11 protein-coding genes are annotated in these 13,418 nt (G+C 61.6%); 7 read left to right on the forward strand and 4 right to left on the reverse strand.

Annotated elements, in window-relative coordinates; all coding sequences use genetic code 11:
* Nucleotides 1-7 precede the first annotated feature (7 nt).
* The 4 genes from OSC50_RS23285 to OSC50_RS23300 all read right to left on the reverse strand — a co-directional run bounded on the left by OSC50_RS23285 (nt 8) and on the right by OSC50_RS23300 (nt 6,147).
* Nucleotides 8-1,294, reverse strand: coding sequence for an OprD family porin (locus tag OSC50_RS23285; protein WP_266245443.1), 1,287 nt, complete (start codon nt 1,292-1,294; stop codon nt 8-10).
* 267 nt (nt 1,295-1,561) lie between these two features.
* The gene (locus tag OSC50_RS23290; protein ID WP_181081002.1) at nt 1,562-1,774 is read right to left on the reverse strand and encodes a hypothetical protein; all 213 of its coding nucleotides are present in this window, start codon (nt 1,772-1,774) and stop codon (nt 1,562-1,564) included.
* 237 nt (nt 1,775-2,011) lie between these two features.
* Nucleotides 2,012-3,118 (reverse strand): agmatine deiminase, encoded by a 1,107-nt coding sequence (aguA, locus tag OSC50_RS23295; RefSeq protein ID WP_181081003.1) that lies wholly within the window; start codon nt 3,116-3,118, stop codon nt 2,012-2,014.
* A gap of 119 nt (nt 3,119-3,237) precedes the next feature.
* Nucleotides 3,238-6,147 carry an aminotransferase gene (locus tag OSC50_RS23300; RefSeq protein WP_253509977.1) on the reverse strand — a complete coding sequence of 970 codons (2,910 nt, stop codon included), beginning with the start codon at nt 6,145-6,147 and terminating at the stop codon, nt 3,238-3,240.
* Between the two features lie 152 nt (nt 6,148-6,299).
* On the opposite strand from OSC50_RS23300, the gene rfbB reads away from it, so the two are divergent.
* From rfbB to OSC50_RS23335, 7 genes are read left to right on the forward strand one after another with little or no spacing between them, the layout of a single operon-like run.
* Entirely contained in the window at nt 6,300-7,382 is a 1,083-nt protein-coding gene (gene rfbB / locus OSC50_RS23305; protein ID WP_266245441.1) for a dTDP-glucose 4,6-dehydratase, read from the forward strand.
* Nucleotides 7,379-8,254 carry a glucose-1-phosphate thymidylyltransferase RfbA gene (gene rfbA, locus OSC50_RS23310; RefSeq protein WP_266245440.1) on the forward strand — a complete coding sequence of 292 codons (876 nt, stop codon included), beginning with the start codon at nt 7,379-7,381 and terminating at the stop codon, nt 8,252-8,254. The genes rfbB and rfbA overlap by 4 nt, the downstream gene beginning before the upstream one ends.
* Entirely contained in the window at nt 8,251-8,796 is a 546-nt protein-coding gene (gene rfbC / locus OSC50_RS23315) for a dTDP-4-dehydrorhamnose 3,5-epimerase (RefSeq protein WP_266245439.1), read from the forward strand. The genes rfbA and rfbC overlap by 4 nt, the downstream gene beginning before the upstream one ends.
* Nucleotides 8,793-9,662 (forward strand): dTDP-4-dehydrorhamnose reductase, encoded by an 870-nt coding sequence (gene rfbD, locus OSC50_RS23320; protein ID WP_266245437.1) that lies wholly within the window; start codon nt 8,793-8,795, stop codon nt 9,660-9,662. The genes rfbC and rfbD overlap by 4 nt, the downstream gene beginning before the upstream one ends.
* A 36-nt stretch (nt 9,663-9,698) precedes the next feature.
* Nucleotides 9,699-11,507 (forward strand): sensor histidine kinase, encoded by a 1,809-nt coding sequence (locus OSC50_RS23325; RefSeq protein WP_181081009.1) that lies wholly within the window; start codon nt 9,699-9,701, stop codon nt 11,505-11,507.
* Entirely contained in the window at nt 11,504-12,889 is a 1,386-nt protein-coding gene (locus tag OSC50_RS23330) for a sigma-54-dependent transcriptional regulator (protein ID WP_181081010.1), read from the forward strand. Before OSC50_RS23325 ends, OSC50_RS23330 begins: the two co-directional genes overlap by 4 nt.
* Before the next feature lie 26 nt (nt 12,890-12,915).
* A complete protein-coding gene (locus OSC50_RS23335) occupies nt 12,916-13,371 on the forward strand; it encodes a YiiD C-terminal domain-containing protein (RefSeq protein WP_266247447.1) in 456 nt (151 codons plus the stop codon).
* The last annotated feature ends 47 nt before the right edge of the window (nt 13,372-13,418 follow it).

Raw genomic sequence — 13,418 nt, forward strand, 5'->3', positions numbered from 1 at the left:
CGATCAATCAGAACACGTTGATCGGGTAGTCGGCGAACAGACGCAGTTCGTTACCACCTACGTTGTAGTTGCTGGCGTTGTTGGAGACGCGCAGCCAGGACGCACGAGCGCGCAGGCTCAGGTCTTTGGCTGGGCCGCTCTGAACGACGTATTTGAACTGGTTGAAGATTTCACGCTCGGTGCCATCGCCACGGTTGGTACCGTCGTCGATGTTGGTACCGCGCACGTAGGCCACGTTGTAGGTCAGGCCAGGCACGCCGAAGGTGGTGAAGTCCAGGCCGTAGCCGACCTGCCAGGAACGTTCGTCCTTGCCGTTGAAGTCGGACCAGTAGGAGTTGGCCAGCAGGATGGTGTTGCCGCCGTCGCCGATGCCGCCAGCATTGCGGTAGCCGCCGTACAGGTAGCCGGTGTCGCCGGTGCTGCGCTGGTGCGCGACGGTGAAGCTGTGCGGACCAACCGCCCAAGTGGCGCCCAGGCTCCAGATTTTGTTATCGCGGGCGTCTTCGTCACCCTGGTTTTGCAGAGCGAAGCTCTTGTCCAGCTTGGTGTTGTAGCCGTTGAAGTCAAAGGTCAGCGACTGTTTCTCTGGCAGGGCCAGCACATAGTTGACGTTGACGTATTGCTTTTTCAGCACGTCCTGCATGTCGGAGGCATACAGCGCGGCCGACAGACTTTCGGTGAATTTGTAGCTGCCGCCGATGTAGTCGATGCTTTTCAGACGGCCGCTGTCGGTGCCTTCAGCACTCTTGCGCGCTTCCTTGGTGAAGTGACCGGCGTCCAGTTGCAGGCCTTCGATCTCTTTGGAAACGATCGAGGTGCCGGTGTAGGTTTCGGACAACAGACGGGAGTTGTCGTAGGCCAGAACCGGTACGTTAGGGAACTGATCACCGTACTTGAGCACGGTGTTGGATACCCGGAACTTCACGGCAGCGCCGCCCTTGGCCAGGTCGTCGGCGGCTGAGCCACTGTCACCCTGCTTGAAAAAGTCAATACCGCCAGCGCCGCTGCGGCCTTTACCACCGTCCAAGCGAATAGCGTACTGACCGATCACGTCCACACCGACACCGACGGTGCCCTGGGTGAAGCCGGATTCGAATTTGCCGATGAAGCCCTGGCCCCACTCGGCTTTGTCTTGCTTGCCGTTTTTGTAGTCACGGCTGATGTAGGCGTTACGTGCAGCGATATTCAGGTGGCTGTCTTCGACAAAACCCTTGGATTGGTCCTGGTCGTTGGCCATTGCTGTCGATGCGCTCAAAATCCCCAGAGCGATCAGACTCATCCGTTGCTTCAACATATTCTTGTATTCCTTATTACGGGTTGAGTACGCGCTGCAACACCAGGCTCCATGTCACTTTTCTGGTGTCGACTTTCCAAAAAAAGAAGGCCCGCGGATGTGTGAACATCGCGCGAGCCTTTTTTTATTGGAAGAGTCATGGCGGTTAGCCACAGGCGTTGGGCGCAATCCTAGTCGCGCGCTGAACGATGTGTCAATTTCGTGAATCGTCTGTATTTAGGCGAAATAATTCTAAGCAGCCGCTGATGGCGTGTTTAAAAACGACACTTAGTTGCGCATCAGTTCGCACAACGCGTGCACTTCATCCTCACTGAACAACCCCTGCGGGTAGCGTTCACTCAATACACTGCGCGGGTCGGGCTGCCCGACGTGCCGCGTGCTGTTTTCCTTCAACCAGAGCGCCAGTGCATGGATGGCGTCACCGTCGACCCGCGAGGGGTGAAGCGGGCGTCCGTACATAGGATTGATTTCGGCGTTCATTTCAGCGCTCTCTCCGACTGCGTGAGCGGCTAACTTACTCAAGGTTTATGACAGAACTGCGCAGTCATCACCTTGGGCCACTGCTATGGCAACACCGATACAAGAGCTATGCCAAGACGCTCTGTTCACCGGTGCCCGCGCATAAAAAAGCCCGCAACCTTGCGGGGCCGCGGGCTTGCCTTGCACGCTGAAAACGCGTAGCGACAGGCCGTCGTCAGTGCGCTGTTACAACTGCACTCAACTTTTGTGCGCAGCGGGCTGCTGTTGGGTCAGGCAGTGGATGTTGCCGCCACCCAGTAACAGTTCACGGCCGGGCACCATCACCACTTCATGCTGCGGGAACAGGTTCTGCAAAATATTCCTGGCGTCGTGGTCGAGCGGGTCGTCGAAGCTCGGCGCAATGATGCCGCCGTTGACGATCAGGAAGTTAACGTAGGAACCCGCCAGCCGCACGGTCGGATTGCGCTCCTGGGAGCCATCCACCGGATCGACACCGGCGCACTCTGCTTCGGTGGCGTACAACGGCCCCGGAATCGGCATCTTATGCACTGTGAACGAGCGGCCCTGGGCGTCCGTGCTGTTTTGCAGCACATCCATGGCCGCGTGGCAGCGTGCATAGTTGGGGTCCTGCGGGTCATCGGTCCAGGCCAACAGCACTTCGCCGGGCCGCACGTAGCAGCAGAAGTTATCCACATGGCCGTCGGTTTCATCGTTAAACAAACCGTCCGGCAGCCAGATGATCTTATCCACAGCCAGGTTGGCGCTCAGCACCGCTTCGATCTGCGCGCGGTCGAGGTGCGGGTTGCGATTGCGATTAAGCAGGCATTCCTCTGTGGTGATCAGGGTGCCTTCGCCATCGACGTGGATCGAGCCGCCCTCCAGCACAAAACCTTCGGTACGGTAGCGGGGCGCGCGCTCGATCTCCAGGATCTTGCCGCCTACCTGCGCATCACGGTTCCACGGCGCGTACAGGCCACCGTCGAAACCGCCCCAGGCATTGAAGTCCCAGTTCACCCCGCGCACTTCGCCACTGTTGTTGATCACGAAGGTCGGGCCGGTATCGCGCACCCAGGCGTCATCGCTGGACATTTCCACCACGCGAATGTTTGGCACATCCAGGCGCGACCGGGCGTTTTCGTACTGGCCGGCGGATACACACACGGTCACCGGTTCAAACCGCGCAATGGCCTTGGCCACGGCCACATGAGCGGCCTGCGCCGGCTTGCCGCCCAGGCGCCAGTTGTCCGGGCGCTCGGGCCAGATCATCCAGGTCTGGGTCTGCGGCGCCCATTCGGCGGGCATGTGAAAGCCATCGGCGCGAGGGGTGCTGTGCAAAGTGGTCATGGCGATCAGTGCTCCGAAGGGTGTGGGCCGACTTTATAACGGATAAAAATCGGCTTTAAAAGCAAATCAAGGGCAGAAATAAGAGCCTTCTCTATTTATCCTCGATAAGAATCGACTATTTACAACTGTTCATCGAGCACCTTCGACAGCATATCGACGAAGAAATCCACACTATGCCGAGAGGTGACCATCGGTGGTTTGATCTTGAGGATGTTCAGAAAGTCGCCGGTAGGCTGCATGAAAATGCCCAACTCACGTAAACGGTCACACAGCAATTTGGTTTCCTCGGTCGCCGGTTCCAGGGTTTGCCGGTCGCGCACTAACTCCAGGCCCAGATAGAAACCGGAACCGTGCACGGCCCCGACCAACGGGTGACGCTCGATCAGGGCTTCCAGACGAGCTTTGAAATGTCCGCCCACGACTTGGGCGTTTTCCCACAGTTTTTCTTCTTCCATCACATCCAGCACCGCCATGCCGATCCGGCAGCTGACGGGGCTGCCGCCTGAGGATGAGAAGAAATAACCTTCGGCCTCCAGCGCTTCAGCGATTTCGCGGCGGGTAATCACCGCACCCAGTGGCTGGCCGTTGCCCATGCCTTTGGCCATGGTGATGATATCGGGCACTACGCCCTGCTCCTCAAAGCCCCAGAAAAAACGCCCCATGCGGCCATAACCGACTTGCACTTCATCGGCGATACACACGCCGCCTCGGGCGCGCACCAGGCCATACACTTGCTGCAAGTAACCCGGCGGCAGCGAGATACCACCGGCATTGCCATATACCGGCTCGCAGATGAACCCTGCCAACTGGCGTTTGCTGGCGGCGATTTTCGCCAGGTTATGTTCCACGCTTCTTACGTAGTCCGGCGCACTGTCCTGCCCGCGGAACTCACCGCGATAGGTATTGGGCGCGGTCACCGGGTGCACCCAGTCCGGGCGGCTGCTCAAGGCCTGAGGGTTGTCGGCAATCGAGGTGGACACCGCGTCCGCCGCCACCGACCAGCCGTGATAGGCCTCCAGCACACTGAGCATGTCGCGCCCGCCGCTGAAGGCCCAGGCCAGGCGGATAGCCAGGTCGTTGGCCTCGGTGCCGCTGTTGACCAGAAACACACGGTCCATGCCCTCCGGCGCCAGGGCCAGCAAGCGTTCGGAAAACTCCGTGACCGCCGCGTAGTGAAAGCGCGAGTTGGTGTTGAGCAACGACCATTGCCGCGCCGCTACCGCGGCCATGCGTGGATGCCCATGGCCCAGCACCGCCACGTTGTTGAGCATGTCCAGGTAGGAACGCCCGTGCATGTCGATCAGGTGGTTGCGCCAGCCGCGCTCGATGCGCGGCGGGTCGGTGTAATAGTGCTTCTGCGAGCGGGCGAAACTGGCGTCCCGGCGGGCCAGCAGGGTCTGGGCGTCCAGTTCAGGCTCGGCGTCGCAGGCCAGCCCCAGCACAGCGCCGGGCGACGGGCACAGGGTTTGCCAGGCCTGCGCGCGCGAGGGGGTGCAAAACAGCGGCGGTTCGAGGTCGGCAAGGCACAATTGCACGATCAGCGGCGCCACCACCTCACCCAACCGTTGCCCCTCGACCAACAATGCACCGGATTTGAGCGAGGTGCTCACACCCCACACACGCACGCTCAACTCGACGCCCTGCAGGCGCACCCGCCCGTCGGCCTCGTGGTGCAGCGTACCGGCAAAGGGCGCTTCCACCCCTGTGCCATGCGGCACGTGCAGCTCCACGTGCAGAGCAAAGGTATCCGCCTCGGTGGCAGTGTCAGGACGGGTACGCGACAACCGATATTGCCCATATCGGCTGGCCGCCAACCCATGCAGCGTGGCCGCTTCGTCCAGCAACCTGCGATCGACGCCGGGCGTCTCCCAATTGCCGGCCTCGAAGTGTGGGCTGAGCACGCCCAGGTCGATCAACGCGAATTCGCGGCCGACCAGCTCCGGTAACAGCGGGGCGAAGTCCTGGCTGGCGATCGGTGTCGGCGTTTCGCCAACGCTGCCCAAAATCGCCGCTTCCATCAGCTCGAACGGCACCGAGGTGGCAACGTGGAAGATTTCCCACTCGTGTTCGGCATTTTTCAGCAAGTAGCTGTTATCCGGGTCCAAATGTTGCTGCTGCTCACTGCTCAGTACCAATACCGCCGCCCGTGCGACGATCAACGGCCACAGCGCCTGCAACTCCTCGCGTTGCAAAGGGGTCACGGCATGGCAGGCCTGAATCGCCGGCAAAATCGCAAAGGGGTCGCCCTCGGCGTGGTGCAGCAAGGCCGCGCAGGTCACCGACAGGTCAGCGATGCGCCAAGTGTGAACCAGGTCGCCAAAGTCGATTACCCCCTGGATCTGCCACTGACGCTGGGCATCACGCTGCCACAGCACGTTGTCATCGGTGATATCCATATGAACGGCTTGCCACGGCAGGCGCTCGACCAGGGGCCGAATACGGGCTTGGACCTGCGCGCTCACGCGCTCCAACGCCTCGCGATGCGCAAGGTCTTGCAGGCTGGCCAACAGGTGGGCGATCAGCTCCAGAGCATGGCGCGGGTCCCACTGCAGGGTGCGCTCAAGGCCCCCATGCTCGAACGGCGCGAGCGCCAGGCTCATGCGGCCGCACAGGTCACCGAAGCCGGCCATCACCTCGCGACCCAGGTGGGGCCTGTGGGTCAATGGCTGGCCGTCGAGATAGTCCAGCAGGCGCAAGTGCAGGGTTTGTCCGCCGATTGCCAGGGTGAGCAATTCATCGCCGGCCAGGGTCTTGATCACCTTGGGCACGCGCACATCGGCGTGGGTCTGCAAATGACTGAGCGCCGCGTGCTGAGCCTGCAGCTCCAGCGCCGCGTAGTCACCTCGACAGATTTTCAGAACAAACCGACCCTGGGGGGTGTCGACTCTGTAATTGAGGTCTTGCTGGCTGCCGAGCGACTGCAAAGTGCCAGCAAGGCCATAGTGCTGCGCCAGGAGTTGAGTTGCTTGATCGGGGCCTACTTGCGGGCAAGGTAGACTGGCGCGATGGATCAACGTGGCGAGCAGCATGATGGCGATCTCTGTTTTTATCAGGCGCCTATATCGCCATTGTTCATTGGGTTAAGCAACCCCCGGTGCCAACTGCACTTGCGCTGCCCGACGCCACAACTCAAGCTATGCCCCACTCGCTCGATGTCCGTCTAAGGAAAAGGCTCCCCGACATGCGTATTCTCATCACCGGCGGTGCCGGTTTTATTGGCTCTGCCCTTATCCGTCACCTGATCCAAAACACCGAGCATGAAGTGCTCAACCTCGACAAACTCACGTATGCCGGCAACCTGGAGTCGCTGACCAGCATCGCGTCCAACAGCCGCTACGAGTTCGTCCAGGCCGATATCATCGACCAGGCCACCGTCAGCGCCGTGCTGGCGCGCTTCGAGCCCCAGGCCATCATGCACCTGGCCGCCGAATCCCACGTCGACCGTTCGATTGACGGCCCGTCGGATTTTATCCAGACCAACATCGTCGGCACCTACAGCCTGCTCGAAGCTACCCGCGCCTATTGGCATAAGCTGGCCGAACCTGCCAAAAGCGCTTTCCGCTTCCATCATATTTCCACCGATGAAGTGTATGGCGACCTGCACGGGGTGGACGATCTGTTCACCGAGACCACGCCTTACGCACCCAGCTCGCCCTACTCCGCCAGCAAGGCCGCTTCCGACCATCTGGTGCGCGCCTGGCAGCGTACCTATGGCCTGCCTGTGCTGCTGACCAACTGCTCGAACAACTACGGGCCGTTCCATTTCCCCGAAAAGCTGATCCCGTTGGTGATTCTCAACGCCCTCGCGGGTAAGCCATTACCGGTCTATGGTGATGGTTTGCAGGTGCGCGACTGGCTGTTCGTCGAAGACCACGCCCGCGCCCTGCTGAAAGTGGTCACCGAAGGCGTGGTTGGCGAGACCTACAATATCGGCGGGCACAACGAGCAAAAGAACATCGATGTGGTACGCGGTATCTGCACCCTGCTGGAAGAGCTGGCACCACAGCGGCCCGCAGGCGTCGCGCAATTCAGCGACCTGATCACCTTCGTCAAGGATCGTCCAGGTCACGACCAACGCTACGCGATCGACGCCAGCAAGATCGAACGCGAGCTGGGCTGGGTTCCGGAAGAAACCTTCGAAAGCGGCCTGCGCAAAACCGTGCAGTGGTACCTCGATAACCTGGAATGGTGCCGCAGGGTCCAGGACGGCAGTTATCAGGGCGAACGTTTGGGCAACACCGACATGAAGGATCTGATTGCATGATGAAGGGAATCGTATTGGCCGGTGGCTCCGGCACGCGTTTGCACCCCATTACCCTGGGCGTGTCCAAACAACTGTTGCCGGTGTACGACAAGCCGATGATCTACTACCCGATCTCAGTGCTGATGCTGGCGGGGATCAAGGACATCCTGGTGATTTCCACACCGGTGGACTTGCCGCAATACCGCAACCTGCTGGGCGATGGCAGCCAGTTCGGCGTGCGATTCAGCTACGCGGAGCAGCCGTCGCCTGATGGCTTGGCCCAAGCGTTCATCATCGGCGAAGAGTTTATCGGCGATGATCCGGTCTGTTTGATCCTGGGCGACAATATCTTCCACGGTCAGCATTTCGGCGATCAATTGCGCACCGCCGCCAATCGCCCGTCCGGCGCCACGGTATTCGGTTACTGGGTCAAGGATCCCGAACGTTTCGGTGTGATCGACTTCGACAAGGAAGGCCGTGCGCTGTCCATCGAAGAAAAACCCGCCAAGCCAAGATCCAGCTACGCCGTGACCGGCCTGTACTTCTATGACAACGATGTGATCAAGATCGCCAAGGCGGTCAAGCCTTCGCCTCGTGGTGAACTGGAGATCACCGACGTCAACAATGCTTATCTCAAGCGTGGCGACCTGCATGTTGAACGCTTTGGCCGTGGTTTTGCCTGGCTCGACACCGGCACCCACGACAGCTTGCTCGAGGCCTCGACGTACGTGCAGACCATCGAACATCGCCAAGGGTTGAAAGTGGCATGCCTTGAAGAAATCGCCTACGAAAATGGGTGGATAGACCGCAACCACCTGCTGCAGCGCGCCAAATATTTCGGCAAGACCGGCTATGGTCAATACCTGTACTCGCTGGCGGGAGATAGCCAGTGAACGTGGTTGAAACCTCACTTCCCGGCGTTGTAATCCTCGAACCCAAAGTCTTTGGCGACGATCGGGGGTTTTTCTACGAGAGCTTCAACGCCAAGACGTTTAAACAGGCCACGGGGCTCGAACGCAATTTCGTTCAAGACAACCATTCGCGCTCGCAAAAAGGCGTGCTGCGGGGTTTGCACTATCAGTTGAAACACACACAGGGAAAACTCGTGCGCGTCACCGCAGGTGAGGTACTCGACGTGGCTGTGGACATTCGTCGCAGTTCACCGAACTTCGGCCAATGGGTGAGCGTCCGTTTGTCGGCTCAGAACCATCGTCAGCTTTGGGTGCCCGAAGGTTTTGCCCATGGGTTCGTGGTGTTGAGCGAATACGCAGAGTTTCTCTACAAGACCACTGATTACTATCAGCCCGGTGCTGAGCGCTGCATCGTGTGGAACGACCCAACGCTGGCAATCGATTGGCAACTGACCGAGACGCCGCAACTGTCCGTCAAGGACCAGGCGGGCAAACGTTTGATGGAAGCTGACCTGTTCCCATGAAAATCCTTATCACCGGCCAACACGGTCAAGTCTCCCAGGCGCTGCAGCAGCAGCTCCCCCCGCTCGGCGAGCTGATCGTGCTGGGTCGCGATCAATTGGATCTGACCAACGCCGACCAGATTCGCCGGCAGGTCCGTGCCCATCGCCCCGACCTGATCATCAATGCCGCCGCCCACACGGCGGTCGACCAGGCCGAAAGCGAGCCGGAGGTGGCCTTCGCGATCAATGCCACCGCCCCCGGCATCCTGGCTGAAGAGGCCAAGGCCCTGGGCGCGCCGCTGATCCACTACTCCACCGACTACGTGTTCGACGGCAGCAAGGCGGCGCCGTACACCGAAGCGGACACGCCGCACCCGTTGGGCGTGTATGGCCAGAGCAAGCTCGCCGGCGAGCAGGCGATTACGGCAGTGGGAGGCGAGCACCTGATCCTTCGCACCAGTTGGGTCTACTCCAACCACGGCAAGAACTTCCTGCTGACCATGCAGCGGCTGTTGCAGGAGAAGCCGCAGATGCGCATCGTCGCCGACCAGATTGGCGCGCCGACCTGGGCCGGTACCATCGCAGGCAGCACCCGCGCCCTGATCGAACGTTGGCAGGCCGGGGATGCCGGAGCATGGGGGGTCTACCACCTGACCGCCCAGGGTGAAACGTCGTGGTTCGGCTTTGCCGAGGCCATCGGCGAGTACCTGCGGGCCACCGGCAAAGCCTGCGCCGAGCTGGAAGCCATCCCTTCCAGTGCTTACCCGACGCCCGCCAAACGCCCGTTGAACTCGCGCCTAGACTGCAGCCGTCTGCAACGCGAATGGCACGTCAGCCAACCGTACTGGCTGGACGCACTGCGCGAGTGTCTTGCACAGCCGCACTAGGCATAATGCGCCTGTACCCACAGGCGCATGACTCCCATGACTCCACCCCTTCCGCGAAGACCCCGCTGGCGCAGCCTCGCGCTGCTGGCGTTGTGCCTGGCACCGCTGCTATGGCCGCTGGAGCACCTGGCCGAGCGCTACTATCGCAGTGAACTGGCCGGGCAGAACCGTCAGACCCTCGACCTATACGTCGCCAACCTGCTGGGCACCCTGCACCGCTACGAAGTGCTGCCGCAGATCCTCGGCGACCTGCCCGCCTTGCGCAGCGCACTGGCGGCGCCGCAGGTCAGCACCAATCTGGCCAACGCCAATCAATTGCTCAGGGACGTCGCCGCGCAGGCCGGTGTGGAGGTGATGTACCTGATGGACACCACCGGCAAGACCCTTGCCGCGTCCAATTGGGACAAACAGGACAGCTTTGTCGGACGCAATTTCTCGTTCCGGCCGTATTTCAGCGAAGCCATGGCCGGGCGCCTGGGACGCTTTTTCGGGCTGGGCACCACCTCCGCCAAACGTGGGTATTTTTTCGCCGCAGCGGTGCGCGATGGGGAAAAAATCATCGGTGTGCTGGTGGTCAAGGTCGACCTGGACCACACCGAAAGCCTGTGGGGCAACACCCCGGAACAACTGCTGGTCACCGACCACAACGGTGTGGTGATCCTGACCTCACGCCCGCAATGGCGATTTCGCGCCACGCGGCCGCTTACCCCCGAAGAACGCCAGGCCATCATCGCCATCCAACCCTACCCGACGCGCGACCCACAGCCGCTGAACCTGAGCAGCAGCGCCTGGCTGCGGCAGTCCACGGCCATCGCCGAAACCGGCTGGAATGTAGAAATTCTCGCGCCGAAATCCTTGATCAGTCGCCCGGTGCGCACCGTGGTGGCCGTGGGCGGCGCGGCGCTGCTGGCGTTGATGCTGTTGCTGGGGTTGTTGATGCAGCGCCGCCGACATTATCTAGAACGCATCGCTTTCGAAGCCAAGGCCCGCCGCGAACTGGAAATGCGTGTGGCCGAACGGACCAGCGACCTGGAAGGCCTTAACCGGCGCCTGAAACAGGAGGTGCTGGAACGCGAGCACGCCCAGCAGGAACTGGTACGCGCCCAGGATGACCTGGTGCAGGCCGGCAAGTTGTCTGCGCTGGGGACCATGTCGGCGAGTATCAGCCATGAACTCAACCAGCCCCTGGCCGCAATCCGCAGCTACGCCGAGAACGCCGAAATCCTGCTCGATCATCAGCGCACAGACGACGCGCGCGGCAACCTCAAGCTGATCAGCGAGCTGACCGGGCGCATGGCCTCGATCATCGCCCATCTGCGCGCCTTTGCCCGCCGCGACCGCCACGCGCCTGAAAGCGTAGCCCTGCAACCCGCGCTCGACGATGCCCTGGCGCTGCTGGCCAAACGTCGCCGCTCGATGGAGGTGGAGCTGATCCGCGATCTACCGGAAGCCACGCTATGGGTGCAGGCCGGCGAGACTCGCCTGCGCCAGGTACTGGGCAATCTGCTGGCAAATGCCTTGGACGCACTGACCGAAAAAGGCCCGCCGCGCAAACTCTGGCTGAGTGCCGAAACCACCGCCCAGGGCGTCAACCTGTACATTCGCGACAACGGCCCGGGCTTTTGCATGGAAGCCCTGGGCCGCGCCAGCGAGCCGTTCTACACCACCAAGACGCGCACCCAGGGCCTGGGGCTGGGCCTGGCCATCTGTGAAACGCTGATGCGCGCCTTTGGTGGCGAACTGTTGTTTGCCAACCACAAGGAAGGCGGCGCGCTGTTAACCTTGAAATTGCGCGCCGGCTCGCCGGGCGTCAGTCTGCAACCGTCCGAGGACCGCAGTGTATGAGTATCGATAACCAGATTCAGGTGGTGCTGATCGACGACGATCCGCACTTGCGTCAGGCCCTGTGCCAGACCCTGGACCTGGCCGGGCTGAAAGTCCTGCCACTGGGCGAAGCCACCGGCCTCACCGCACAGCTGTCGCGAGACTGGCCGGGAGTGGTGGTCAGCGATATCCGTATGCCCGGTATTGACGGCCTGGAGCTTTTGACCGAACTGCACGGCCAGGACCCGGACCTGCCGGTGCTGTTGATCACCGGCCACGGTGATGTGCCGCTGGCCGTGCAAGCCATGCGCGCCGGCGCTTACGACTTCCTCGAAAAACCCTTCGCCAGCGACGCCTTGCTCGACAGCGTGCGCCGCGCCCTGGCCCTGCGTCGACTGGTGCTGGACAACCGCAGCCTGCGCCTGGCCCTCAGCGACCGCCAGCAACTGAGCACACGCCTGGTGGGGCATTCGCCGCAGATGCTGCGCCTGCGCGAGCAGATCGGCGCCTTGGCCGCGACCAGGGCCGATGTGCTGATCCTGGGCGAGACCGGCGCCGGTAAAGAAGTGGTGGCGCGCGCGCTGCACGATCTGTCGAGCCGACGCAGCGGGCCGTTCGTGGCGATCAACGCCGGGGCGCTGGCCGAATCGGTGGTCGAAAGCGAACTGTTCGGCCATGAACCCGGCGCGTTCACCGGCGCACAGAAGCGCCGCATCGGCAAATTCGAGTTCGCCAATGGCGGCACGTTGTTTCTGGATGAAATCGAAAGCATGAGCCTGGATGTGCAGGTCAAGCTCCTGCGCCTGTTGCAGGAGCGCGTAGTCGAGCGCCTGGGTGGCAACCAGTTGATCCCGCTGGACATCCGCATCATTGCCGCCACCAAGGAAGACCTGCGCCAGGCCGCTGACCAGGGCCGCTTCCGCGCCGACCTGTATTACCGTCTCAACGTCGCGCCGCTGCGCATTCCACCGTTGCGCGAACGCGGCGAGGATGCGCTGATGCTGTTCCAGCACTTCGCCGACGAAGCCAGCAGCCGCCACGGCCTGCCGCTGCATGAATTGCAACCGGGCCAGCGCGCATTGCTGTTGCGCCACAGCTGGCCGGGTAACGTGCGGGAACTGCAGAACGCCGCCGAACGCTTTGCACTGGGCCTGGAACTGGCCCTGGACAGCTCGGCCGACAACCCCACCGGCAGCGTGCTGACATCTACACCGGGCGGCTTGAGCGAACAGGTCGAACAGTTCGAAAAAAGCCTGATCGCCGCCGAACTCGCCCGCCCTCACAGCTCCCTGCGCAGCCTTGCCGAAGCCTTGGGCGTACCGCGCAAGACCTTGCACGACAAACTGCGCAAGCACGGGCTGAACTTCGCCGACAGCACTCATCAGGGTGCCGACGACGAATGACCCTTCCCATCCGCCAAGAGGCCGCCATGAGCCGCGACAGCCGTTACCTGGAATCCATCCTTCACCACGACATTCCCCTGACCCGGGAAATGGGGCTCAAGGTGCTCGACTGGCAACACGGCCAGTTACAGCTGCACCTGCCCTTGCAAGCCAATATCAACCACAAGAGCACCATGTTTGGCGGCAGCCTTTACTGCGGCGCGGTGCTGGCAGGCTGGGGCTGGCTGCACCTGCAACTGCGCGAAGAAGGCATCGAGGACGGGCATATCGTGATTCAGGAGGGGCAGATCAGCTATCCGCTGCCGGTGACACGGGACGCCACGGTGATTTGCCAGGCGCCCGAGGACAAGGTGTGGAAGCGCTTTTGCGCGACCTACCAGCGCTATGGTCGGGCGCGGTTGACGTTGGATACGTGGATCGTGAACGAGGGGAGTGACGAACGAGCGGTCGCCTTCACCGGCCAATACGTTCTGCACCGTTAGAAGCCCATACACAAAACAACTCTGGGAGCGGGCCAGCTCCCCCAGTC

The sequence above is a fragment of the Pseudomonas quebecensis genome (assembly GCF_026410085.1).
GTDB lineage: Bacteria > Pseudomonadota > Gammaproteobacteria > Pseudomonadales > Pseudomonadaceae > Aquipseudomonas > Aquipseudomonas quebecensis.